Origin of the sequence: Acaryochloris marina MBIC11017, from assembly GCF_000018105.1 — a bacterium.
Lineage (GTDB): Bacteria > Cyanobacteriota > Cyanobacteriia > Thermosynechococcales > Thermosynechococcaceae > Acaryochloris > Acaryochloris marina.
The window spans coordinates 5,375,701-5,398,945 of sequence record NC_009925.1 but is presented as its reverse complement, the minus strand read 5'-3'; the positions used below and the strand labels follow the sequence as shown (position 1 = coordinate 5,398,945).

The 23,245-nt window shown below is 48.2% G+C and carries 21 protein-coding genes and 1 pseudogene; 15 read left to right on the top strand and 7 right to left on the bottom strand.

Going from position 1 to position 23,245, the window contains the following annotated elements:
* Window positions 1-39 precede the first annotated feature (39 nt).
* A complete protein-coding gene (locus AM1_RS24135; RefSeq protein ID WP_012165542.1) occupies window positions 40-915 on the top strand; it encodes a LysR family transcriptional regulator in 876 nt (291 codons plus the stop codon).
* Here the strand turns inward: AM1_RS24135 and AM1_RS24130 are convergent.
* On the bottom strand, window positions 912-1,598 hold the full coding sequence (locus AM1_RS24130; RefSeq protein ID WP_041660331.1) for an HAD family hydrolase: 687 nt from the start codon (window positions 1,596-1,598) through the stop codon (window positions 912-914). The genes AM1_RS24135 and AM1_RS24130 overlap by 4 nt on opposite strands.
* Window positions 1,599-1,920: 322 nt before the next feature.
* On the opposite strand from AM1_RS24130, the gene AM1_RS24125 reads away from it, so the two are divergent.
* Entirely contained in the window at window positions 1,921-2,532 is a 612-nt protein-coding gene (locus AM1_RS24125) for a pentapeptide repeat-containing protein (protein WP_238549058.1), read from the top strand.
* A 368-nt stretch (window positions 2,533-2,900) separates the two neighbouring features.
* Here the strand turns inward: AM1_RS24125 and AM1_RS24120 are convergent, their stop codons facing one another.
* A complete protein-coding gene (locus tag AM1_RS24120) occupies window positions 2,901-3,860 on the bottom strand; it encodes a branched-chain amino acid transaminase (RefSeq protein ID WP_012165537.1) in 960 nt (319 codons plus the stop codon).
* Between the two features lie 67 nt (window positions 3,861-3,927).
* Here AM1_RS24120 and AM1_RS24115 point away from each other — a divergent pair, with 67 nt between their 5' ends.
* The 8 genes and pseudogenes from AM1_RS24115 to AM1_RS24085 all read left to right on the top strand — a co-directional run bounded on the left by AM1_RS24115 (window position 3,928) and on the right by AM1_RS24085 (window position 10,764).
* The gene (locus tag AM1_RS24115; RefSeq protein ID WP_012165536.1) at window positions 3,928-4,755 is read left to right on the top strand and encodes a TrmB family transcriptional regulator; all 828 of its coding nucleotides are present in this window, start codon (window positions 3,928-3,930) and stop codon (window positions 4,753-4,755) included.
* Window positions 4,756-4,963: 208 nt separating this feature from the next.
* Complete coding sequence (atpD, locus tag AM1_RS24110) at window positions 4,964-6,418, top strand: F0F1 ATP synthase subunit beta (protein ID WP_012165535.1); 1,455 nt, start codon at window positions 4,964-4,966, stop codon at window positions 6,416-6,418.
* A gap of 9 nt (window positions 6,419-6,427) precedes the next feature.
* Window positions 6,428-6,844, top strand: coding sequence for an ATP synthase F1 subunit epsilon (atpC, locus tag AM1_RS24105; protein WP_012165534.1), 417 nt, complete (start codon window positions 6,428-6,430; stop codon window positions 6,842-6,844).
* Window positions 6,774-7,175 (top strand): type II toxin-antitoxin system PemK/MazF family toxin, encoded by a 402-nt coding sequence (locus AM1_RS24100; RefSeq protein WP_315875421.1) that lies wholly within the window; start codon window positions 6,774-6,776, stop codon window positions 7,173-7,175. Before atpC ends, AM1_RS24100 begins: the two co-directional genes overlap by 71 nt.
* 235 nt (window positions 7,176-7,410) lie before the next feature.
* A pseudogene (locus tag AM1_RS41195) lies at window positions 7,411-7,494 on the top strand (IS5/IS1182 family transposase); the annotation flags it as partial.
* A 544-nt stretch (window positions 7,495-8,038) separates the two neighbouring features.
* The gene (locus AM1_RS24095; protein ID WP_012165532.1) at window positions 8,039-8,611 is read left to right on the top strand and encodes a ferric reductase-like transmembrane domain-containing protein; all 573 of its coding nucleotides are present in this window, start codon (window positions 8,039-8,041) and stop codon (window positions 8,609-8,611) included.
* A 56-nt stretch (window positions 8,612-8,667) separates the two neighbouring features.
* Window positions 8,668-9,708 (top strand): WD40 repeat domain-containing protein, encoded by a 1,041-nt coding sequence (locus tag AM1_RS24090; protein WP_012165531.1) that lies wholly within the window; start codon window positions 8,668-8,670, stop codon window positions 9,706-9,708.
* 336 nt (window positions 9,709-10,044) lie between these two features.
* Complete coding sequence (locus AM1_RS24085) at window positions 10,045-10,764, top strand: DUF928 domain-containing protein (RefSeq protein ID WP_238549056.1); 720 nt, start codon at window positions 10,045-10,047, stop codon at window positions 10,762-10,764.
* A gap of 21 nt (window positions 10,765-10,785) precedes the next feature.
* On the opposite strand, the gene AM1_RS24080 is transcribed toward AM1_RS24085, so the two are convergent.
* The gene (locus tag AM1_RS24080) at window positions 10,786-12,372 is read right to left on the bottom strand and encodes a mucoidy inhibitor MuiA family protein (RefSeq protein ID WP_012165528.1); all 1,587 of its coding nucleotides are present in this window, start codon (window positions 12,370-12,372) and stop codon (window positions 10,786-10,788) included.
* A gap of 155 nt (window positions 12,373-12,527) precedes the next feature.
* Between AM1_RS24080 and AM1_RS24075 the strand changes: the two genes are divergently transcribed.
* Entirely contained in the window at window positions 12,528-14,246 is a 1,719-nt protein-coding gene (locus AM1_RS24075) for a Rieske (2Fe-2S) protein (RefSeq protein WP_012165527.1), read from the top strand.
* A gap of 9 nt (window positions 14,247-14,255) precedes the next feature.
* Window positions 14,256-15,134, top strand: coding sequence for a phosphodiester glycosidase family protein (locus AM1_RS24070; protein WP_049783778.1), 879 nt, complete (start codon window positions 14,256-14,258; stop codon window positions 15,132-15,134).
* 28 nt (window positions 15,135-15,162) lie between these two features.
* On the opposite strand, the gene AM1_RS24065 is transcribed toward AM1_RS24070, so the two are convergent.
* Together AM1_RS24065 and AM1_RS24060 are read right to left on the bottom strand one after the other, a co-directional pair.
* The gene (locus AM1_RS24065; RefSeq protein ID WP_148215813.1) at window positions 15,163-15,447 is read right to left on the bottom strand and encodes a hypothetical protein; all 285 of its coding nucleotides are present in this window, start codon (window positions 15,445-15,447) and stop codon (window positions 15,163-15,165) included.
* Between the two features lie 73 nt (window positions 15,448-15,520).
* The gene (locus AM1_RS24060; RefSeq protein ID WP_012165524.1) at window positions 15,521-15,988 is read right to left on the bottom strand and encodes a hypothetical protein; all 468 of its coding nucleotides are present in this window, start codon (window positions 15,986-15,988) and stop codon (window positions 15,521-15,523) included.
* A gap of 231 nt (window positions 15,989-16,219) precedes the next feature.
* On the opposite strand from AM1_RS24060, the gene AM1_RS24055 reads away from it, so the two are divergent.
* The 3 genes from AM1_RS24055 to AM1_RS24045 all read left to right on the top strand — a co-directional run bounded on the left by AM1_RS24055 (window position 16,220) and on the right by AM1_RS24045 (window position 20,094).
* The gene (locus AM1_RS24055; RefSeq protein WP_012165523.1) at window positions 16,220-17,275 is read left to right on the top strand and encodes an adenosine deaminase; all 1,056 of its coding nucleotides are present in this window, start codon (window positions 16,220-16,222) and stop codon (window positions 17,273-17,275) included.
* A gap of 66 nt (window positions 17,276-17,341) precedes the next feature.
* Window positions 17,342-18,931, top strand: coding sequence for a mechanosensitive ion channel family protein (locus AM1_RS24050; protein WP_012165522.1), 1,590 nt, complete (start codon window positions 17,342-17,344; stop codon window positions 18,929-18,931).
* 770 nt (window positions 18,932-19,701) lie between these two features.
* Complete coding sequence (locus tag AM1_RS24045) at window positions 19,702-20,094, top strand: AbrB family transcriptional regulator (protein ID WP_010479290.1); 393 nt, start codon at window positions 19,702-19,704, stop codon at window positions 20,092-20,094.
* 61 nt (window positions 20,095-20,155) lie between these two features.
* Here the strand turns inward: AM1_RS24045 and AM1_RS24040 are convergent, their stop codons facing one another.
* Both AM1_RS24040 and AM1_RS24035 read right to left on the bottom strand, forming a co-directional pair.
* A complete protein-coding gene (locus tag AM1_RS24040; protein WP_012165521.1) occupies window positions 20,156-21,898 on the bottom strand; it encodes an N-acetylmuramoyl-L-alanine amidase in 1,743 nt (580 codons plus the stop codon).
* A gap of 149 nt (window positions 21,899-22,047) precedes the next feature.
* On the bottom strand, window positions 22,048-23,235 hold the full coding sequence (locus tag AM1_RS24035) for a DNA double-strand break repair nuclease NurA (RefSeq protein WP_012165520.1): 1,188 nt from the start codon (window positions 23,233-23,235) through the stop codon (window positions 22,048-22,050).
* Window positions 23,236-23,245 lie beyond the last annotated feature (10 nt).

Below are 23,245 nucleotides of genomic sequence, written 5' to 3'. Positions count from 1 at the left end.
GACTATTTTTATTATTGAAACTATAGATATTGACTATATATGGATCTCTACCAAGTTCGATATTTTCTGACCATTGCTGAAACGGGTACCTTTTCGCGGGCGGCAGAGCGACTTTATCTTTCTCAGCCGTCTCTATCAGCAGGAATTAAAAAGCTAGAGCAGGAGCTAGGGGTGGCTTTGTTCGAGCGGGGTGGACGGCGGACGGTTCTAACCGCAGCGGGACAGGCCTTTAAGGAGCGGGCCACGGTGATTATGGCTCAGTACCAAGCGGCTCTCCACGAACTTAAAGGCTTTAATGATCGACCGACGCTGAAGGTAGGGGTGCTAAGCACCTTGCGGGTGAGTGAGCTGGCCGATTTGGTCCATAGTTTTCAGCAACACTATTCCCACGTGACCCTGGAACTGTATGACCATCCTGCCGATGCGTTACAAGACAAACTTACCCAGGGTGAAATTGATGTGGCGATTACGGTGTTGGGACCACAGGATGATGCTCAAACCTCAACCCTTTTGTTTGCTCAACCTTTACTGCTCGCCGTTCCTGCCCGTCATCCCTTGGCGCAGCGAACTTCCGTGCGGTTGGCTGAACTAGATGGTCAACCCTATATTGATCGGGTGAACTGTGAATTCTTTAAGCAAGAGTGTCAACTGCTAGAGGCGAAAAAAATCTGTCCCCAAGTCGTGTATCGAGCCAGCCATGAGGAATGGGTGATTTCCTTGGTCAAAGCTGGACTGGGGTTGAGTGTGATGCCCTTTTGGCGGGGACTGACGGATATTGTTTATCTGCCGGTGGTCGATATTGACTTTCAGCGTCGGGTTGGGATTAAGTGGCGGCTTCAGTGTTCCGAGATGGTGGAGCAGTTTTGTCGATTTGCTACGAGCCATAATTGGGAGTCGATGGCGGGGGGAGACTAAGGTGCGATCGCAACCAACGCATCCCAAAATGCCTGCAGATCTTCATAGTGGGGGAGTACCACTGGTGCCCCTTCGGCTTTAAGCCGTTGGGCATCTTCTCCTGTAGCAATACCAATAAAGGGATATCCTAAATTTTTAGAGGCCCGTACATCCCAAATGCCATCCCCCACATAGATCACATGGGTGAAAATCTGTTGGTAAGTCGTTTGAGCACGGTCTAGGGCAATTTGACAGATGCCTTCTCGTGAATCGTGATCGTCTGCAAAGGCATGGGGAATGTCTGCAAACGGTAACTCCGCGGACTGCAGCTTAAACTGAACCGATGCAGTCCAAGCGCCGCCTGCATAGCAGAATTGATAGTCTGGGGACGCTTGCAGCTGCTCCAATAGGGCATCAGCTCCAGCAATGGGGAAAACACCTCCCTCCCGAACGGCACCTTGGGCAAGTCGCTGCAGCAATTGTTTTTGAAAGAGCGCGATTTCCTCAGAATTAGGTGAACGCCCTAACTGTTGCTCACAGATTTCTCGGAGAATACAGGCATCCGTGACATGGGTATAGGTGGTCCAATCTTCAGAGATATCCTTTATTCCAAAAATGTCGTGAACCGTTCGAACAAAGGCCAGATCATCGAGGTCATTGGAGGCCGTCAGGGTGCCATCAATATCGAACATTACCAGTTTCATGGTCTGAAGCTTATCTGGGAATTAGGTTGAATTTATTAGCATATCGTTACCTTTGTTCAATATTTTCAGAAACATGTTGACAGCCCATTTTATGGCTGCTTTCGTCCAGAAGATGTCATATTTCTGGGACAGACTTTATCTATTCTAGAAAGGTTACTTTATCCATTAACCCTCAACTTAATTCATTATTTTACTTCTGAAAGTATGTATACCTTTGCCCAGTATGGATTCTAGCCTTTATCCCTGGTGAAAGATTTTAAAAGTGCAGGGTATATTGAAAGAGGTATTTATCTCGATACCAAATATTTCCAAGGGTTTGCTGATGATGACAAATAATAAAGAGGTTAGTCCCATCTCGGGGACTAATAACCTATTAAGTATTCTGTTAAGGGGATCGGAGACTTGGAATGATTGGCGGATTAAAAATCCGACTGTCCCGATTAACTTGTTTAAAGCCAATCTCAGTAATGCACTGCTTCGAGGTGCAAATTTCGCTAGTGCAGATTTTCGCAAAGCCAAACTGTTTCGGGCAGACTTGCGAGCAACGTGCCTATATCGGGCAGATCTGAGGGGTGCAAATTTGAGAGGTGCTAACCTGTTTGGTGCAAATTTGAGTGGCGCGAACCTAAGTGGCGCGAACCTCAGCAATGCCATGCTCTACTGTGCCAATCTAGGAGGGGCTAATTTAAGAGGCACCATTTTAGACAGTGCCAACTTGATGCGAGCTAACTTCAGTCATGGAGACCTTCGCAATGCTATTCTCCGGAATGCCAAGCTTCAAGGCACTCATTTCGACGGGACTCGCATGTTGCGTACTGACTTGGATGAGATTAATCTCAGCAAGACCCAGATCGATGGCGTCCACCTAATGGATATTGATCTCAACAATTCTGCGATGGAAAATGCTGCCATTACAGGTTTCCTGATTAGCTGATATCGATTCTCGACACCTATTCGAAAAGAACATATTAACGGGGGACCATTCCTATTGGTTTGGCTACCCCGTTTGACTTTCACTATTCCATGAGGATTCTGAGCTGACCCGCTGCTGAGTCATAGGTACGAGGTGGTAGGTTGTATTGAAATATCAGAAAATTCTTTGTGGCCAAGAGGAGTAGAGGATTTATCGCTTCAATCAACATGGATGCTCATCCCAGACCAGAATGTATTTCTGAGATTATTCAAGACTTAGAAAGCTCTTACACAGTCTGTTTGGATGCTTGCCCTTCAAAGCTTCGAGATCTAGATTTAAGCAGAATAAACCTATGGCGGATGAATCTTCGCTGTATCTGAGTAATCTGACTAAGAATTGAGATGTACAACGCTGAGCCAGTTGGAGTAGCGTTGCTCTGCTCCTATCATCACGTTTCGTATCAATTTACCTAACTGGTCTGAAACAGGACGTTGTGCTGGGAGCTTGTAGGTTTCAATTTCTAACACTGGTGAAATTTGCGCTGCTGTGCCACAAAGAAAGACTTCATCGGCGATAAAAAGCTCAGACTTATCAACAGGACGCTCGATAACAGGAATCCCTGAATCCTTTGCCAGCGTGATAATGCTGGCACGGGTAATGCCTTCTAAAATGTCTTGATCAACACTGGGCGTAATCAGCTGGCCATTTCTAACTAAAAACAGATTCATGGCTGATGCCTCGCTAACCTTACCCCGAGCGTTCATCAAAATTGCTTCATCAAACCCAGATGCAACCGCCTCGGTTTTAGCTAAGGCCGATGCAATATATCCGGCACTCGACTTGCCCCGCAAGGGCTGACTACGATCCTCTTGTCGTAGCCAAGAACTGATACGGCAACGCACACCCCCTTGGTGCAGGTAACCCCCCATCTCCAGGCCATAGATCAATAGATCTTTGCTGACATCATGCAGCCGAGGAGCAATGCCCAAGCTGGAAGTGTAGATCAACGGTCGGATATAGAAGGAAGTCTGGGGCTGGTTTCGCCGAACAAATTCAATCAATGTTGCTTCCAGCTCCATGGGGGCAATATCGGTATTCAGATATTTAGCACTCTGGCTCAATCGCCGACAGTGATCCGCTAGGCGAAACACCAAAACCTGGTTGGAGTCACTAGGAGAAGGTAGTCCACGAATCCCACCCAAAACTGAAGTGCCATAGTGAAGCGCGTGCGTCGCAATTGAAAGTTGAGCTTCAGGGAAAGGGCAGAACTCCCCTTCAAAAAAGGCAATGGGCAGAAATGCTGGAGCAGAAGCCGTGGTTAGTGAATCTAGTGGAGTAAGGAGTGTCATGATACAGCACTTGCAAAAGGTTCAGGATGAACTTTAAAATAGCACCACTCTTTAGTGGTGTCATCTAATGAGCGATGCCCAGTACTTGGAAAACCTTGTAGATTTGGGGTTAACTCGCTATCAGGCCGCAGTCTATCTGGCCCTGATGGATCGGCAGGATTTTACCCCTGCGCAGATTGCGACCCGTGCTCAAGTTCCTCGGCAGCGGATTTATGATGTCTTGGCATCATTGTGCGATCGCGGTCTCTGTCTCGAACGCCATTCCGGTCGACAGCGGATCTTCCAAGCCGTGGAGCCGTCCCAAGCCCTTCCCACCTTGCTGCAAGAAAAACAGAAGCAATTCTCTGCTAAACTTCAGCGCCAAGAGCAGCAGACTCACCGTGCTGTTGCCGCCCTTGCCCCGCTCTATACCAAAGGCCACAACACCCAAGATCCGTTAGCCTACATTGATGTTTTGTCCGAACCCCATCGAATCGCGGATTGTGGAGCCAAACTCTCCCAATCAGCCCAATCGTCGATCAGCGTATTCTTTACCTATCCATCTTTACTGAGCCATGAAGACGGCCTCAAGCTTGTCAAAGATCCCCTACAGCGTGGTATTTGCTACCGCACCATCTATGAACACAACATCTGGCAAGATCCTAGTAGCCAAGACTTTATTCGCCAGTGCCAAGCCTGGGGACAGCATGTCCGCTTCGTGGAAAAGGTTCCCTTCAAAATGCAGCTGTTCGACCAGCGGATTACATTGCTATCTTTACAAGACCCTCTATCGGGAACGCCCAGCTTCACGGCTTTAAATGTCACCCATCCAGGACTCGGTGAAATGCTCAACATTGCTTTTGAGACTTTATGGAATCAAGGGACACCGGAGCCCATCCGGACTGAAAGGGGGTAGCTCTATCCGGTTTGGTGGGGTATATATTGACCTTTAAATCAGACCCAGAAAGAAGATGAGGATAAATACTCAACGATAAATTTAGGATTCCGAAAAGAAAGTTTACGTTGAGTCCCTTAAATGATAGGTTTAGAAATGGCGAAATCATACGTCTGAGCTGCGCGTAAAAGCAGTTATAACAGTCATCACAACTAGAGTAGGCGTGAGCATGGTCACCACCACGAATAAGAATACTGGTTACATTTCTCAAATTATTGGTCCTGTTTTGGACGTTGAATTCCCCAGTGGGAAGCTGCCCAAAATTTATAATGCATTAAAAGCCAAGGGCAAAAATGCTGCCGGAGACGACGTTTCCGTGACTTGCGAAGTTCAGCAGCTCTTGGGCGATAACCAAGTTCGCGCCGTATCCATGAGCTCCACCGATGGTTTAGTTCGGGGCATGGAAGTCGAAGATACCGGTGCTCCCATTAGCATTCCAGTCGGTAAAGCCACCCTGGGTCGTATCTTTAACGTCTTAGGCGAGCCCGTAGACAACCAAGGAGATGTCGGTACCGACGAAACTTTCCCCATTCACCGTCCCGCGCCTAAACTCACAGACTTGGAAACCAAGCCTTCTGTGTTTGAAACGGGCATCAAGGTGATTGACCTTCTCACTCCCTATCGTCGAGGCGGCAAGATTGGCCTCTTCGGTGGTGCTGGTGTGGGCAAAACCGTGATCATGATGGAATTGATCAACAACATTGCTACCAACCACGGTGGTGTGTCTGTGTTTGGTGGTGTGGGTGAGCGAACCCGTGAAGGGAACGACCTCTACAACGAAATGATGGAGTCTGGGGTTATCAACAAGGACAACCTTAACGATTCCAAAATTGCCTTGTGTTACGGTCAGATGAACGAGCCCCCCGGAGCTAGAATGCGCGTGGGTCTGTCTGCGTTGACCATGGCTGAGTATTTCCGTGATGTCAACAAGCAAGACGTGCTGTTGTTTATCGATAACATTTTCCGCTTTGTGCAAGCCGGTTCGGAAGTATCGGCGCTGCTCGGACGGATGCCTTCTGCGGTGGGATATCAGCCGACCCTAGGTACGGACGTGGGTGACCTGCAAGAGCGGATTACCTCCACTACCGAAGGTTCTATTACTTCTATTCAGGCGGTGTACGTACCTGCGGATGACTTGACTGACCCCGCTCCGGCCACTACCTTTGCTCACTTAGACGGAACCACTGTGTTGTCTCGTGGTTTGGCGTCTAAAGGGATTTACCCCGCTGTGGATCCCTTGGATTCTGCCTCTACGATGTTGCAGCCCGGCATCGTCTCTGACGAGCACTATGAAACCGCTCGAGCAGTGCAGTCTACTCTGCAGCGCTATAAGGAACTACAAGACATCATCGCCATTCTCGGTTTGGATGAATTGTCTGAAGATGATCGCTTAGTGGTGGCCCGTGCCCGTAAGATCGAGCGTTTCCTGTCTCAGCCCTTCTTCGTGGCTGAGGTCTTCACTGGTTCCCCCGGTAAGTATGTCTCTCTAGAAAAGACCATCGCTGGTTTCCAAAAGATTCTCGGTGGTGAGCTAGATGATTTACCAGAGCAAGCGTTCTATCTGGTGGGTGATATTGATGAAGCCATTGCCAAAGCTGAAAAAATGAAAGCCGAAGGCAAGTAAGGAGGCATTATGTCACTAACAGTACGAGTCATTGCTGCCGACAAAACGGTTTGGGACTCTGCGGCTGAAGAAGTCATTCTGCCCAGCACCACTGGCCAGCTCGGTATTTTATCCGGTCACGCACCTTTACTCTCGGCGCTTGATGTCGGCGTAATGCGGGTTCGACCGGGTAAAGACTGGGTTTCCATCGCCCTGATGGGTGGCTTTGTTGAAGTTGAAAACGATGAAGTGGTTATCTTGGTGAACGGCGCTGAGCGCGGTGACACCATTGATCGGGAAGAAGCCCGTTCCACTCTATCTGCCGCCCAAGCTCGATTGGATCAATCAGAACAAAGCGAAGATAAGCAAGAGCGTTATGAAGCCCAGCGTGACTTCAAACGCGCCCGTGCTCGACTTCAAGCCTCTGGCGAAGTCGTCAATATCTAAGTTTCATTGGTTGTTGACTGTTCTGAGCCTTGCACTAGCAGGGCTCAGTTCTTTTTTTATGGAATTTAACCAACGATGGTCAGCTTTCGTCTATAACAAGGTGAAGTGCAGTTCAAACAGTGACATAATCTTGGTTTGCCCAATCATGAGTCGCCAGAAGGGTTGGCCTTTTGAAGTTGAATTAACCCCTCAAATGAAAATTCGGGGGGTTGTGCTTGTGGATCAAATTAAATCAATCGATTGCATCTCTCGGGGTGCTATTTTTGTTGAACGATCCCCCGATAATGTTATTGACGAGGTTCTGGCAAAATTAGAGACTTTGGTTTCCTAATGGCTGATCTCCTGGCTTTAAGAGAGTTGATTTATCAGCTAGTGGGGCGCTGGGGCTAGGAGGTCATTTATACAATGAATCTCTAGGCAGTCAATCGCCTTAGCATTACGCGAGTCATCACAGCATAGACAGTGGCCTCACTCATTTCTATAAGCATCGAACCGCTTGGGACTAAGATAATCGCCATCCTCCTACTCACGAGTCGGTATGACTCTCTGGTAGTAGCACACCTATAAAAGATTACGAGCGATAAACCGATTCGACAGAAGTGATGATTTATATCTGTATGATTCGACTCATGGTCAGGCGGGTGGCCTGAACTCTGAGACGCTGGTCACTTTTCACGCATTATCCTAGATCAGGACTGATACATCTCTCTTTGAGGTTATTGTTTGACGATAATAACCTATTAACCAAGTTTTTTATGGAAGCCTCAAATTCTCAAACATCAACTGACTAAATTACAGAAAAACATAAAATTTTTATTAAGACGGTAATCTTTGGTAGAGAAATACAGATAAATGATCTACCAAAAAAATCATCACAAGAAGTTTTAAAGAATTTGCGTATTTTACTTATTCAATTCAGATAGATAAGAAGACTAATCAATTCAATCTTATAGTATGGCCGATACATTTTAGGAACTGATTTAAATTCATTCTTAATAGCCTTATTTAATTGTCTTAAAATTATTTTCATCGAAATCCAAACAATCAATCAGGCAAATGATATTGATTTTATCTTTGTTGATTACTTTCCTTTTTTTTGGTTTTAAATCGATTTATCCCCTTTTATAACCTTCAATCATGTAACTAGAAGGTGAAAAGCATCAATTTTACTGACCTCTTCACGCAATGAGTTCTATGTTTAGGCTTGATTATCCTCCTCTTGCTAACTGGGCTGGGTTTAGTGCTGCTCTGCTGTATGTCGTCACTCTATTACCCACCATCTTAAGGGTTGTATTCCCATCTACGAAAACAACAGGTATTCCTAAAAAATTACTAATTCAGCGTCGACTGCTCGGAATTATTGCCTTTTTATTGTCTGTTATCCATGGCTACTGGATGGTATCTAAGAGAGAACTTGACTTTCTAGATCTCCAAACTTACTGGATTTACTGTCAAGGTATTTTTACTTTTCTCATATTTGCTCTATTAGCGATTACCTCTAATGATTGGAGTGTAAAAAAGCTTAAAAAAAGCTGGAAAAAACTTCACAAGCTAACTTATTTGGCAATGTTCTTGTTGCTATGGCATGTGATCGACAAAATGTGGGGGCATTGGACTTGGGTTACTCCTCCTTCTTTATTTATAACTGGAATAATTACGACTTTATTTGTGATTCGAGTTATTCGCGAAAACTATGTCCTTGATAAATCGAAAGCGCAATCGTCTCAATCGAAAGCTCCAGAGGCAACAGCCTCCAAAAAAGACTAGCTGATGGTTCTTCACCATCGCTCAATCACCCTCAAGTACTCACTAGGAAAGGAAAGATGGCTAAATCTACTCAAAAACGTAACTGGGTTATGTTTCTTTTGCTCTCTATTGCAGCCACTTTATATGGGCTCAAAGCCCATGAACAACTGGGTCGAACGGTTGCTTATCCAGCTGTGCCGTCTGAATCCATGTCAACCATTCACAAGACGCTTCAAACATTGAAAAATCAGAGTGTATGGATCTATGCGATCGCACTCAGTCCAGATGGTGAAACCTTGGCCAGTGGACGCTATGACGGCAAAGTTGAGCTATGGAATTTGCGTACTGGCAACTTGCGTCAAACCCTGCAAGCCCATGAAGATGCCATCTCATCCTTAACGATCAGTGTTGATGGTCAAACACTCGTCAGCGGTAGCTGGGATAACCGTATTAGTTTATGGGACTTACAAACGGGTAAACACCTACATACTCTCGAAGATGCCGCAGATGATGTTACCGCGATTGCTCTCAGTCCAGACGGCAAATCCTTGGCTGCCAGTGCTGCCGATAAAACCATCAGGCTCTGGGATCTGAAATCGGGTAGTCAGTCACAAGTTCAGAAAGCCTCTACGGTCGTCTTATCTCTCGCCTTTAGCCCCGATGGTCAGGTTTTAGCTGGAGGAAGTCGGGATGGTGTCGTCAGGTTCTGGCAACGGGATAGTCTTTCCCCGAGTGTTGCTCTAGAGGGGCATCAGGGAGCGGTGCATTCGGTCTCCTTTAGTCCCGATGGTGCTTTACTGGCAAGCGGCAGTGAAGACCAGAGCATGAAAGTATGGCACCTTTCCCAAGGAAAACTCCTGCATACCCTACAGGGGCATGATGCACCTGTCTTATCCGTTGCCTTCAGTCCAGATGGTCGTAAATTAGCCAGTGGGAGCTACGATCGCACCATTAAAGTTTGGCATCCCGTATCCGGTCAGCCCCTCAAGAATTTGGTTGGACATACCAAGTCAGTGCAATCCATCCAATTTAGTCCTGATAGCCAAACCTTAGTGAGTTCAGGGAGTGATGCCACCGTAAGAGTTTGGCCGATTGTTTCAACAACGGCTTTCCATTGACCTGGGCTCAAATGTCCACAGATCTAGTGAACAGGCATGCTGTCCTCACTGGCCTAATTAGGCCAGTGAGCTGGAACACAGAGCCTCAAAACCCAGTCAGATAAAATGATAGAGCGGTTTAAATTTTAGGGAACAGTAAATAAGGCAGCGAGTTGGCTGAATGACTTGGATGCGTTTAATACTCCTGGAGTCAAGAGGTCAATCACAAGCCCTAATGTGCCCATAATCTGGAGATATAGCTTTGTCTTGAGCATTGTGACTGAGATAGGCTACAATTCCTTCCCCAGAGTTTCCACTCAAATTTTGTCTTGTCCTATAGAGGTCTCAATCGACGGTATGTCTAAGATATTGTCCCGAAGTATGCCCTTGTTAGCCAAAAGTGTTGCGATCGCATCCATTGCTGGAATTTGCTTACAAGCGTTACCGAGCTACGCCGGGTTTAATCCAGGGGGCACCGTTGGCAAGCCTGGAAATCGACGGGGACTGGCCACCCGAGGCGGGGGTTGTAAAGCCAGCGGCAACCCAACTTTAACGACGTTGGTTCCCAAAAACAATGTAGGTTTGACGGCATCTGCAACCCCAACCTTCTATTGGTTTATTCCCAGCAATACCTACCAATATGTTAATTTCTCCCTGTTCAAGGTAGATGCACAAGATAATCCTACCGATTTGGTCTATGCTTCGACAGCCCAAATTTCTGGTGAGGGCGGATTGGCGAGTGTCTCTTTGCCCAAGCAAGGAACCACTCAATCTTTAGAGGCAGGCAAGAGCTACCGTTGGATGGTGCGGCTGCTCTGTTCCGGCAACGACCGACGGGGACTCTCTGCCACTGGATGGATTACTTATAACCCACCTAACCCCCAGCTATCCAATCAGCTAGCGGCTCAACCGGATAATAAGGCAGATGTCTATGCTGAGGCTGGCTATTGGTACGACGCTGTTAATGAATTAGCGCTTCAAAAACAGGCTAATCCCAACAGTCCTGGCGTGAAACTGGCATGGAAAGCGCTGATGGAATCGGAGTTTGTTCAGTTAAACCAACTGGCTATTCAGTAAGGTTAAGCTGCAACAAAATTACTAAATATCCAAGCCCTGAACTGTTTCTGTCGGCGGATATTCAACGGTAAAGTGATACTCAATTACCTGGCGTTGCTGAGGAGCGAGTGCTAGCGTCCAATCTAACTGACCCAGTTCGCCACATTCAATTCGGGGTTGGCTCTGGGTTAGTCGGACTTTGAGGCGTTCGTCTCGACTCACGGGCAGTTGTTCCGTGAGCTGGAGCTGGGCCGCTTGTTCCAGAAAGTTGGTCACGATTAAACGGTAGGCAAAGGTAATCCGGCGCTGGCCTCCGATCAGTTTTTTATCGACCTGGCGTTCCGTGAGTTCTCTCTCAATTCCCAATCCCTCGTCAATACCGAGATCGGTCTTGAATTCCTGCCCTGGGGCTGTATGGTCTAGTTGGGCAGTGCCCACGAACATGCGATCGCGAAAAATATTCGCTTTCCCCGGCAGGAGGGTAACGCCGTCCGTTGGGTTTTTCACGGTGGCCTGGAGATAGGCAAAACTAACCCGGCTCGGCATGGCAATATGCTGGCAGTCCACCGGATAGTCCTGATTGGACAAAGTGACGGTATGGGGATTGCCATCACTCGGGATATCACTATTGCCCCCAATACTAAAGGAGACCACCGTCCCAGATTTGGAGATGTCTGCCGTTGTCACCTGGGCCTTTTTCTTTGAGGCTGGGCTGGGAGGAGCAGGTGAAGCTGCTTTTAGGTCGGCTCCAACTTCTAACGCTGCAGCCATCGGTGCAGTAGACTTTCGCCGTTTTAGCATTTCTACCTGCTGGGGTAAGTTGATATACCAAGGTTCTAGCTTGGGGGGTAAAGAACCGAGTCCAGGTTTGGCAGTGGATAAGGTTAAGTCGACAGCCTCCCAGCTCTCTCCTGTTGTCTGCTCCACTTCTGCTAGATAGGACAGGCCCAGAACACCCGTTTCGGTATTGAACTGCAAATCATACAGGGGACGCCACTGAGCCTGATTGACGCGGTAGATGATCTCTAAATCCAGGCTACCTGCTGCGGCAGCAATTTTGACAACGAGATGATAGCGCTCATGGGGACGACGGGTTTGTAGTTTTAGGAGTTGGTCTTCCAGTAATTGAATCTGCTGCTGAAGATTTTCCTGTTGGCCTTCAATACGGGTCACTGCATCGCTATAGGTTTCATATTGCTCACCCCAAAACTCGAATAGGGCGTGAGTCTCATTCAGGGTTTGCTGTTTGACAATTTGCTTCGATAGGGTTGGAATTGCTTGGGCACTGAGCGCTTCTACGGCCTGTAACTTGAGCTTCACTGCCGCTAGTTGATCCTGGTAGCGTCGTTGCTGGCGCTGCAGCTTTTTAATTTGAGCTTCGATTCGGGCCACTTCTGGCTCAGTTGATTCAAGGGTTGCCACGGACTCTGTCCTTACCCCCAGCAACTGCACCGCCTGGGTACTAGAACCAGAGACCCGCACCGAATCGGTTTGTAAGGTCATGGGTAAATCAGGAATGATTAGCTCTTGCTCACTGCCTGTCAGCTCAACTGTGCCTTGGCGGGTGATTTGGGCCTGACGGCTATAGACGGTTACCGCTGTAATCTGAGTGTCAATCGTGGTTTGCATGGGCTTTAGTAGGAGACAAGTCGGAGCAGAGAGATTTTCAATTCGAGGACCGTTCCACACCCTAGCACTAAGTGAGTTATCCTAAATCCCATTAACGTTAGAGCATTATCCTGAAGATACCCCCAGCAATAAGGTTCCCCAGAGGTGAGGTAGGCATGGAGACTTGCGATCGCACATTCAGTTACGTGGCTGATCTGGCCGATCTCTCGGAATCGGGCTGCCATGTCGTCTATGTGGACGGTAAAGCTATTGCCCTCTTTCGGCAAACGGATCAAATTTTTGCCATCGATAACCGCTGTCCCCATATGGGCTTCCCCCTCCATAAAGGCACTGCCCAGGATGGCATTCTGATTTGTCACTGGCACCATGCCCGCTTTGACTTAGCCAGTGGAGGCACCTTTGATCTGTGGGCAGATGATGTCCAGTCGTTTCCCGTGGAGATTCGGGAGGGCCAGATTTGGGTGGATCTGTCCACACCTCAAGATCGAAAAGCCTATTATCGACAGCGCCTTACGGATGGCTTGGAGCAGAGCATCTCCTTAGTGATTGCTAAATCGGTATTGGCATTACTGGCCTTGGGAGTCGATCCGTCGGAACTGATTGAAATTGGGTTAGCCTTTGGCAGCCGCTATCGCCGGGCCGGATGGGGCGCAGGTTTAACCATCTTGACCTGTATGGCCAATCTCTTACCCCACCTCGATCAAGACGATCGACCTTTAGCCCTCTATCACGGCTTAAGCGCCGTCGCCCGTGATTGCGCGGGTTCGCCGCCCCGCTTTGATATTCAGCCTCTCCCGCGATCCACCGCTGATTTAGACACCCTTAAGGGCTGGTTTCGAGAATTTGTCGAGGTTCGAGATCAGCAGGGAGCCGAACGCTGTCTCGTTTCCGCTATCCGTAGTGATGCGCCTCCAGCGCAGGTTGCCGAGATGCTGTTTGCTGCTGCCACCGATCACCGGTTTCTGGATGGCGGTCATACCCTGGACTTTACCAATAAAGCCCTTGAGGCCTTGGATGTGGTGGGTTGGCCTCAGGCTGAGACTATTTTGCCCAGCTTGGTGAGGGGATATACCGATGCTGAACGGATGGAAGAATCTAGTGCTTGGCGGAGTCCCGTTGATTTGGTGGCTCTGTTGGAGCAAGCTTTTGCGACGTTGCCACACATCTATCAAGCATCCCAGAAGACGCCAGTGGATCAAGGGGCTTTAATCCCGATCCTCTTGGGCGATGATCCAGCCCTGATTATTGACGAGTTGCTCCGAGCGATTCAGAACGGATGTAGCGACGTGGAATTGGCCCAGGTGGTCACCTATGCCGCTGCTAGGCGGGTAGCACAATTCAGCATCAATAATGATTTTCGGGATTGGGATATTGCCCATCACACCTTTACCTTTGCCAATGCCGTGTGTCAGGGATTGCGGCGAGTCCCTTCTGTTACCCTCTTGCGAGGCGTGTTTGATGCTGCGATGCGGATTTATCTCAATCGGTTTTTGAATATTCCTCCGGTGCCTTTGCCTCGGCCTGAATCCCAGGCCCCCTCTTTGGCTGGACTTCCGGACTTGCTCGATCGCCAACAGCAGGTCAAGGCAGTGGGTGAGGTGGTGGCTCAGTTTCAATTTAACGGAGGAGAAGCACCCCATCTACTGGCTGAGCTGGGGAAACTCCTGCTCCGAGAAGATCGCAATTTTCACACCATCCAGGAAATAGAGGCCGCGGTTCGCCAGTATGAACAATGGTCAGACAGCCCTACCCGTCCCTATTGGTTAGTAGCCGCCTCCCGTTACTTAGCGGCCCATGCCCCCACGGCCAGAGCCCAAGGCCAAACTTATCGGATTGCCCACCGCCTCCAGCAAGGGGATCAGGTCTTTGAGTAGGAAATAGATATGAGATTGATTAGATGGTCTATCAGTATGTCTTTGGTCATGGGCTTGGGATTTTGTACTGCTCCGTCTCAACTGTCGCCACAGCCGCAGCAACCACCCCCCACTATGCAATATCAAAAGCAGGAACTATCGCAGGCAACCGTACATGTTCTGCGGATCCCAAACCATCCCCGCTATACCGTTCGTCTTGATGTCGTGGACGGACTCCAAACCGTGGCTGACTTTGCCCAGGGCACTCCCAAGCCAGTTGCCGTAATCAATGGGGGATATTTTGACCCTGCCAATCAGCTAACCACCTCCTATATTCGGCGAGGGGGCCAAATCCTGGCTGACCCGACTCAGAATTCAAGATTGGTGGATAATCCAGATCTGAAAGTCTATCTACCGAAGATCCTCAATCGCTCGGAGTTTCGGCAATATCAATGTGGCGCTAAGACTACCTATGCCATTACCTCATACAACCAGCCTATTCCGCCAGACTGCACCCTTAACTACGCCTTGGGTGCGGGACCTCAGCTTCTTCCCCAACTGACCTCACAAGCAGAAGGGTTCACCGACTCAGTTGATGGCCAGGTAATTCGAGATGCCATTGGCAGTCGTCAGCCCAATGCTAGAAGTGCGGTCGGGATTACAGACAAGGGGGAGGTGATATGGGTGCTGGTGGAACAACAGTCTGCTACAAAGCCCGGACTCTCTTTACCAGAGCTAGCGGATTTTATGGAACAGCAGGGCGCAGCGTCTGCCTTAAATCTGGATGGGGGCAGCTCGTCTTCCCTGGTGTATCAAGACCAGGTGATTACGGGTAGAAGCTTACAGGGAGAACCACTGCTTCGCCCTGTAAAGTCGGTTTTGATGGTGCTGGAGAATGCACCTAAATAAAGCTGAAATCAATCGGTAGGACGGAGCACTAACGGCTTGGATGATACACCTTGATACTGCCTTGAGCGATCAGGGGTTGGAGAATTTCGTCCGTTAGCTGAGTTTCAGGCTCCGTGGGGGTTGGAGGTTGGAGTTGGGATTCCAGTCTTGCGATCGCAACTTTCAATGCTGACGCAGTTTGGTGATTCGTACAGGCTTCCAGTTGATTACGAAGCTGTTCGATTTTATCTACGGTTAACAGAGCCATCGGAGTCCACACATCAAAGGTTCCAGAGATCATTAAACCATTTAATTGGCATGAATCAACATTCAACGAATCGTCCTTTAGAAAGGCTTCAATTTCAGTCCCCCCAAGAGGCTAGCTGTTCAATTCCGATGGCCCAGATCTAGGACTGGCAAGCATTGGCCATGGCCTGAGTTCTCCTGCCTAGGGGCTGATTGAACTTACTCAGGCCCACCCAAAACGTCCGATATCCGTTGTTATTGAGATTCTTCGCGCGAATACAAGACCACATACCAATCGGTTTTTTGAGATAACCCAGTGAGTCGAATTTCTGGGTGCAGTGCTTGCTGTTGGTACAGCGAGTTTTGATAGGCGCAGAATGGCCTTGATTAAACACATAGAAAGAGATGATTTCGGTCGTCGCTTTACGTCGTTTGGGATTCCGTTTTCCCTTACGATTTTTGACCACGCATTTAGCATTAATGCTGCCGAAATAGCAATGCCCTTTGGCCCAATACCCATTGGCTTTGACATTGAACCCTTTGGTTTTGGCTTGGGCGGGGGTGGTCAAGGCAGAAAGGGCCAAAGCCGTCGTAACAATAGTTACTCCACCGATCATGATTCTGTTCATAATGAATTCTCTCCTGACAATTGAGCTGAGACTGAAGCAACGGTAGCCACCATTGAGCGGTCTCCACCTTCTTGTAGGGATGGGCGAAATTCGTTATGCAAGATACGGAAAAATAGAATGAATTTTGCGTTACTGGATATGTCCAATTTGGGATGAATTCTTAACCACACAACTCTAAAAATATTTCTTATATTGAAGAGAAGTTTCCGGCTGGCATAGCAAGGGGTCATTGTGTCTTTATACGCTGAGTTGCATCGACATTTAGGTGGATCGGTAGTGCCACGGATTTTGTGGCGATATTTCAAACGCAACCGCCCCGATTTGGCAAAACCTTTTGCGGACTACCCTCAGTTTGAAGAATTCTATTGCCGCCCTCGGGAATCCTTGGCCGAGTACCTAGAACTGCATACCCTAGTAGAAAGCGTTCAAACCCGCGAAACCCTGCCTTACTTTATCTATCGCCTGATTCGCGGCGCTTACGTGTTCGAGAATCTGGCCTATATGGAGATGCGGTATACCCCTTATCTGCGCACCTCAGACCAGCTCAGCCAAACGGAACGGATTGATCAAACGGCGGAGATTGTTGAAATTGTTGGTCAGGCGAGCCAGGTCAAAGAATATCCCATCGTGACCAGCCAAATTCTCTGTATGCATGCGCGCTTGCCCTACGAGGTCAACCGAGCCATTGTCGAAATTGCCGCCCAAATGCCAGAGTATGTCTGCGGGATTGATTTAGCCGGTGGGGATGATTTGTATTGCGATCGCATGGATGAATTTGTCGATCTCTATGCCTATGCCCGCTCTCTAAACCTTAAAACCACCTGCCATCTCTATGAAACGGAAGGCGGTGCCCATCCAGAACTCCTGCCCTACCTGATGCGGATTGGTCATGGTATCCAAATCCCCTTACAGCATCCAGAACTTCTCCCTGCCGTTGCCCAACGTCGGCAATGCTTAGAAATTTGCCCCACCACCTATCTCAAAACCGGAACCTTACAAAGTATTCAGCAATTGCAAGTGGTGTTTGATCGTTGTTTTGATGCTGGAGTCGATGTGGCCATTTGCACCGACAACGCTGGTCTTCACAATGTTCGCTTACCCTTTGAGTACGAAACTCTCCTCACTCAAGACGTGATTAGCTTCGATCAACTGAGAGCTTGCCAAGAAAATGCCTTCCGCCACGCCTTTGCTTGGCCCCTCAATCAAGGTCCAGCTGCTATTCTGAATGATGTTCTAAACTGGGCTCCTGCTGCACTCAAGCCAACTCGGGCAACGGTTGCCACCTAGTACCAATCCTAGAGAAGGTGGCATTGGCAGCCAGTGTAGAACATTGAGACACCATCCAAACCGTGAATGCCTGCCATCCGCCGTCGACTATTTCTTGCTTTAGTTAGCGTTACGCTAACGATTCTTTTGCATATCCCGGTCTGGGCTCAAGCCCCCAGTCCCGTTGCCAACCCCTCAACCCAGCAGCCGCTAATTATTCCGAACCTGTCAAACCCTCTGGTTTCGGATTGGATTTGGTTGGATGGTCGCCGTCTCTTCAAAATCGCGGCCACTAAAGGCAATCTAGCTGAGCGTATTCAAGCGGTCCAGGACAGTCTGGAGACCAGCAAACGTAAGTATCTCCGCTCAGATTCAGTCGACCCCAAGGTAGACATTCGGATCAGCAATAACTTACCCGTCATTTATGTTGATGAGCAGCATTTAATGACCATCACCTCCCTGGATGCAGAACTGCGAGGGCTGGACGTCACCACCCTAGATGATCAAATTAAATCTATTTTAGAAGTGGCCCTGCGCCGCGCAAGGACCGAGCGCCAGCCCCAGTTCTTGCGACAGCAGGGGATTCTTACGGCCGCCGTGATTGGCTGTGCCGTTCTTTTAAATCGCCTCGTCCATTTTTGGCAACGTCGGTTAAGACGCCCTGCTAAAGCAGTCGCCGCCCCTAAAACAGATGGATCGCTGCAGCTGCCGCCGGTCCAATTTTGGGTAGGATTCCTCGGGGTACTCCGGCAAGTTCTCAGTATTCTGCAGATCGCAATAGGGGTAATCTGCCTGCTCATCTGCTTGGACCGATTTCCCTACACCCGTCCTATCAATATTTGGTTGCTCAAGAGCCTACCCATACCCCTCACCTTAACCGGGGTCGGATTAGTTACCTATCTGTTGATCCGATTGAGTTGGGCCTTAGTCAACCGCTTTGCCTTAGCCTTAACCGTCACTCCCTTTCTCTCCCCCATGGCATCGCGGCGGATGCTGCTGAGAATTTCCACCATTGCCAATGTAATCAAAGGAATTGCCGTTCCGATTTGGATTAGCTTAGGCATCATTGTGGCCTTAATCCTGCTTAAAGTGGATGTCGGTCCCTTACTAGCGGGTGTCGGTTTGGTGGGGGTCGCCCTTTCTCTTGCCTCCCAAAGCGTTATCAAAGATGCCCTCAATGGGTTCCTAGTGATTGTGGAAGATCAGTTTGGGGTAGGCGATGTAATCACAGTCGATCAGTACACCGGCGTAGTTGAAACTTTAAACTTGCGCATGACCCAAATTCGCAATGCTGAAGGTCAGTTAATCACCATCCCCAATAGTGAAATTCGCATCGTGGCCAACCTCTCCAGCGAATGGTCACGGGTCGATCTCAATATTCCCATTCCCTACCATACTGATATTGACCAAATGCTAGATCTGATTCAGTCCACGGCCCAGACTATGGCAGATGAACCGGATTGGCAAAAACAGATTATAGAACCACCGCAACTGATGGGTGTGGATGATTTTGATCATCGGGGGCCTGTCGTCAAGGTCTGGATCAAAACACAGCCGCTCCAACAATGGGCCGTGTCTAGAGAATTGCGTCGTCGGTTAAAGTTAGCCTTCGACGAAGCCAATATTTCCATCCCCGTCCCTCAGCAGCAGTTATGGCTATATCGATCTCATCCTTGAAGCCATCTGTACAGACTAGAATTGTTGGCCCCCTTTTAAGCATGAATATCGCAGAACGATGGCATCCAATCTTAGGAGGCTGACTCCCAAACTATTACTGGAAATAAACTGACGGATATAGATAGAAATGGGTATCAGTCAATCAACCTATCGAGTTTATACGGATGGGTCAGCAGACATTTATATTTTTTTAATCTCAAGTACTTGAACAAGGGGTTGTTGTAGGCAATCTTAAGAGACTTAGAACAAAAGCATTGACTATCAGAAAACTTCTACTAGACTATGAACTTGTACATTTTGGGTATTGAAATATCCCACTTTTTTTAGTCTATAACTAACGCCTTTATAGTTGAGTTGAGTTGAGTCAACACTCACCCAGACTTGTTTTTAGCTCATCTATATGTATGGTGTCTCGAGTCCAATTTAGTCATTATTATGGGGGAATTCAGATTTTGACTATGAACACAATCAGGGTTGGTCCAAACAAAAATCAGTTGCCCATTGAAATGGGTGATCTGACTATCTATCCTTACTGCCTTCATCCTAACCTTCAATTCTTGGTAACTTGATATATACTTTACTGGATATCTTTTTCTAGGTAGCCTTGGATACCTTACCTAAGACCAAATCCTATCATCAGGGTAAAAAAATGAATCAATTGTTATTGTTGAACCTATTCATTTTTTCTTTTGTTATAGTAAAAAAGCTTACCCAAAAATAAGCGATACCCTGATTCCTTTCTGTTGTGTTTATTACTGCATTAGAGACTTATGCCTAAACTAAAGAAGAAAACGGTTAAGCCATTGACCGGAGAAAAACTATTGGCAAAAATCAAAGAACTCGGTGATTTAAGCCGAGAAGCGAAAGCCAAAGCTTGTGGCTACTTCTCCTTTGATCCAGATGGGTCAGAGCGTCTGAATGTGATGGCTTTTATGAATGCTGTCCTCGATGCTGAAGGAGTAGACCTTGATGCTCAGCCAACCAGTAATGGAACTGGCACGTCAGGACGTCAACCCAGCTATATGGTGTCTGTCCAAACCAATGGCAATTTGCTAGTTGGCGCGGCCTACACCAAACAAATGGAACTGTCACCGGGTGACATGTTCGAGGTGACTTTGGGGCGCAAGCATATCCACCTCACTAAAGTTGAAACGGATAGCTAGTTAGGGAATTCGTTGCACTCTTCAGATTGGGTGAGCTGAAGAGTAGCTCCAGGGATTAGCTTTATTGTTTTGAGAACCAGGCTGCGATCGCATCCGCCATACTAACCGCCAACTGCTTCTGAGCCTTCGGATCTGTAATCCACTCGAACTCCGTCGGATTAATCATAAATCCCAACTCCATCAACACAGTCGGTGCCACCGTTGGTCGAGTTAACGCCAAATTATCCCAAAAAATACCGTAGTCAGGCCGCTTCAGATCATCGACTAGGTAATGATGTAAAAAGACTGCTAAATCATGGCTTTGGGCATGGTACCAAAAGGCTCCAATTCCTGCCGTGTTCACTGCATCACCACTATCGGGTAATGCATTGTAGTGAACGCTAATGGCAATGGTCGGTTCCGTTTGGTTGATAACATCCACCCGATCCTTGGGATAGAGGTCATCGTCCCCTTCGCGGGTCATCACAACGGTTGTTCCCCGCTTCTTCAATTCTTCCTGGAGCAGTTTACTGACGACAATGGTGACTTCTTTTTCGGGTAAACCCGTGGGTCCCCGAGCACCTAGATCATTTTCGCTGCCATGTCCTGGATCTAGCAGCACTTTCACATTGGAGAGTCCTTTGCCTTTAGGGGGATGCCGCAGGGAGAGTATCAAGCTGGTGCCTTCGTAGCGCAGCTTATAACCCCACTGTTGTTTGGGCTTGAGGTTGAATTTATATTCCACCTGACCTGGCCCCGGCTGTTGCCAATCTAGTCGTCGAATGACCGGGTCGTCATTCATAAAAATGACATCGGTTTGAGCTGTGGTGTTATGCAGAGTCAAGGTAAAGGTTTGATCCCCCTGGTTGACGCTAATTGGCACGGGATTTTGCAGCGGAAAAACCACTTCAGTCCAGCCCGGAGCTTGGCGACTGCGAAGACTACGAATAATAGAATGGGGCAGAATATTCTGGGATAGGGGACGGGTTTCTTTTGCTTTGATCCAAGCGCCATAGTCTAATCGCAACCACTCCCCTTCCCGTCCAGTGATGCGAGCTTGCGTTCCTTTGGGTAAAGGCGTTAACCGAGAGTAGTTCGTACTCGGTCCTGTGCGCGCCACTCCCTGATCACTCGTTACTTCGATCACAGAGAAGTCTTGGGGCGAGAGAATTTCAATGGTACTCGCTCCTGTTCGCTGGAGGGTTTGCCCATCTTTTGTCAGCTGAAACACGGGCTTACCCAAGACACCGGGTTGAGAGAAGGCAGTACATCCCTGATACACTCCCGGTTGATCCGTGGTTTGGGGTTGATTCTGCTGGGTTAAAGCGGATGAGTTGGGGGGTAAGTTGACGGATTGCCCTTGCGGTTGCAAGGGAACGGTTTGTTGCCCGATTTTAACCGAGAGCTGAGCGTTCGGTTTTGCAATCGTGGTAAAACAAACAGGCTCATTGGGGAGTTTAGCAATATCAGTTTTGGGTTCTAGAGAGTCTTCGGATAAACCTGCCGTGGGTTGGGGTGAAGTTGATGTGCGAGTGATGTTGAGGGTGAGCGTTTGGTCACCGTACTGAAGTGTAAAGGTATTTTCGCCAATCTCTAGGGGAAAACTGGGGGCAAAGTTTCCGGTAGGGCTGCGGTCAATCACCTTGCCATTCACCGTCACCTCTCCTGGAGCAGGAGCCGTGCCAATCAGAAAGATCTGAGCCGCAGTGGTTTTATGTCCATTGGCAGGGTAGACCACCCCTAAGGCATCTCCGGCAACAGCAGCATGGGGATAGACCAAACTCAAACTCCCAGCAAGAATTGCTAATCCCAAAATGCGCTTCATGGACTCTACCCTTCACATCCACTTTAATCAACCGTAATCCCGTGTCCCTGTCAATATTCAGAACTATGGGGTGGTGATTATAATTGCCCAAATGGGCAGAATGTTATCGTTGAAAGTCGCTTTTTGCGGACAGTGATGGAAGAGAGCAGCTAGTTCCCTCGGCGCAGAACTTTACTGATCATTTTCCGAGAGAACCGTAGGTTAATCTCTTCTTTCTCGGCCCACTCTTGTAGGAGGCGAAAGAAGATTTGGCGATCCTCCGCTTGGAGAACAGCCACGCGATCGGCTGTTTCAATCACGTAGGGATATCCCCCCCCGATGATCACTTCCCCTCGGACAAAATCTAAAACCGTGGAATGTAATCCGGCCTCATAAATCCAGATGGGCATTTCAATGCGCGCAGGCGGACCTTCATGGGTTTTTAGGTAGGTAAAGGCGATGGAGTCTGCTTGGTCTCCATAGTCTTGGAGAATACCTTGATGGCTGTTTTCACCTTTGCGATCGCATTTAAATATCGGCGTGCGATCACCCCAGTCCATATTCACCCCCAAAAAGGCCGCATCATTAAGAGATGGCGCTTCTGGTAATCTCTTTAAGCAATGGAGTAGTTGAACTAAATCCCGCGCCCGAGACGTATCAATGTAAGCCACTAAAGGCACTCGAAACTTTTCGCTGGCTTGCAACAGTTCCACTAATTGCTGAACGTAGAATCTTCGACATTCAGCATCAAATTTTTCTGCAAACGTGGCCACTAGAGAGCCGTCCAGAAACACCAAGCAATCTGAACGATTGGTATGGCTCTCCATAAATTCGATCATACGCTGGATTTCCATGCGAAATCGATGCATGTTAACCAGCCGATCCATCGGAGTACTCCGATCTTGTGGCTTTAGATCTTCAGGAGACAAAACCTCTAAGCGCACATCCTTGTCATAGCTACCCAAGGGTAAATGGGGATTCTCAAACCAGCCCACTTGCACCATGCCAATCGGAATGGATATATCTTTGCTGGGATAGACTTGAGAGCCATCCACAGCAAAGGTCGTAATCCCCATCAATCGTTCCCGCACCCATTCCAGGCTTTGCTCTCGACTCGACCACTTCAGCTTAGAAGGAATAATCCAGTTTGGGCTATCCCCTAAAGCCTCTAATGGACGCCCCCCTGGATTATGGTGATCGATTAATGCTTTCGTGATTTCAGCATCAGGCTGTTGGGCAACCTTACTTAATGCCTTACGATATTTCTCTAATACTTTGAGGGTTGTTTGGTGAAAATCTTGGAACTCAGTCTGTTTTTGGTCTAAAGCTTGTAGGATTTCAGACGGCTTGAGTGGCATGATAAACCCT

What these genes read in the sequence shown, in the direction of transcription:
- AM1_RS24070 (WP_049783778.1), top strand. Translation starts at nt 14,256, where the DNA reads ATGAGATTGATTAGATGGTCTATCAGTATGTCTTTGGTCATGGGCTTG.
- AM1_RS24075 (WP_012165527.1), top strand. Translation starts at nt 12,528, where the DNA reads ATGGAGACTTGCGATCGCACATTCAGTTACGTGGCTGATCTGGCCGAT.
- AM1_RS24120 (WP_012165537.1), bottom strand. Translation starts at nt 3,860, where the DNA reads ATGACACTCCTTACTCCACTAGATTCACTAACCACGGCTTCTGCTCCA.
- AM1_RS24060 (WP_012165524.1), bottom strand. Translation starts at nt 15,988, where the DNA reads ATGAACAGAATCATGATCGGTGGAGTAACTATTGTTACGACGGCTTTG.
- AM1_RS24040 (WP_012165521.1), bottom strand. Translation starts at nt 21,898, where the DNA reads ATGAAGCGCATTTTGGGATTAGCAATTCTTGCTGGGAGTTTGAGTTTG.
- AM1_RS24095 (WP_012165532.1), top strand. Translation starts at nt 8,039, where the DNA reads ATGTTTAGGCTTGATTATCCTCCTCTTGCTAACTGGGCTGGGTTTAGT.
- AM1_RS24080 (WP_012165528.1), bottom strand. Translation starts at nt 12,372, where the DNA reads ATGCAAACCACGATTGACACTCAGATTACAGCGGTAACCGTCTATAGC.
- AM1_RS24045 (WP_010479290.1), top strand. Translation starts at nt 19,702, where the DNA reads ATGCCTAAACTAAAGAAGAAAACGGTTAAGCCATTGACCGGAGAAAAA.
- AM1_RS24050 (WP_012165522.1), top strand. Translation starts at nt 17,342, where the DNA reads ATGCCTGCCATCCGCCGTCGACTATTTCTTGCTTTAGTTAGCGTTACG.
- AM1_RS24090 (WP_012165531.1), top strand. Translation starts at nt 8,668, where the DNA reads ATGGCTAAATCTACTCAAAAACGTAACTGGGTTATGTTTCTTTTGCTC.
- AM1_RS24100 (WP_315875421.1), top strand. Translation starts at nt 6,774, where the DNA reads ATGAAGCCCAGCGTGACTTCAAACGCGCCCGTGCTCGACTTCAAGCCT.
- AM1_RS24115 (WP_012165536.1), top strand. Translation starts at nt 3,928, where the DNA reads ATGAGCGATGCCCAGTACTTGGAAAACCTTGTAGATTTGGGGTTAACT.
- atpC (WP_012165534.1), top strand. Translation starts at nt 6,428, where the DNA reads ATGTCACTAACAGTACGAGTCATTGCTGCCGACAAAACGGTTTGGGAC.
- AM1_RS24125 (WP_238549058.1), top strand. Translation starts at nt 1,921, where the DNA reads ATGATGACAAATAATAAAGAGGTTAGTCCCATCTCGGGGACTAATAAC.
- AM1_RS24085 (WP_238549056.1), top strand. Translation starts at nt 10,045, where the DNA reads ATGTCTAAGATATTGTCCCGAAGTATGCCCTTGTTAGCCAAAAGTGTT.
- AM1_RS24135 (WP_012165542.1), top strand. Translation starts at nt 40, where the DNA reads ATGGATCTCTACCAAGTTCGATATTTTCTGACCATTGCTGAAACGGGT.
- atpD (WP_012165535.1), top strand. Translation starts at nt 4,964, where the DNA reads ATGGTCACCACCACGAATAAGAATACTGGTTACATTTCTCAAATTATT.
- AM1_RS24035 (WP_012165520.1), bottom strand. Translation starts at nt 23,235, where the DNA reads ATGCCACTCAAGCCGTCTGAAATCCTACAAGCTTTAGACCAAAAACAG.
- AM1_RS24130 (WP_041660331.1), bottom strand. Translation starts at nt 1,598, where the DNA reads ATGAAACTGGTAATGTTCGATATTGATGGCACCCTGACGGCCTCCAAT.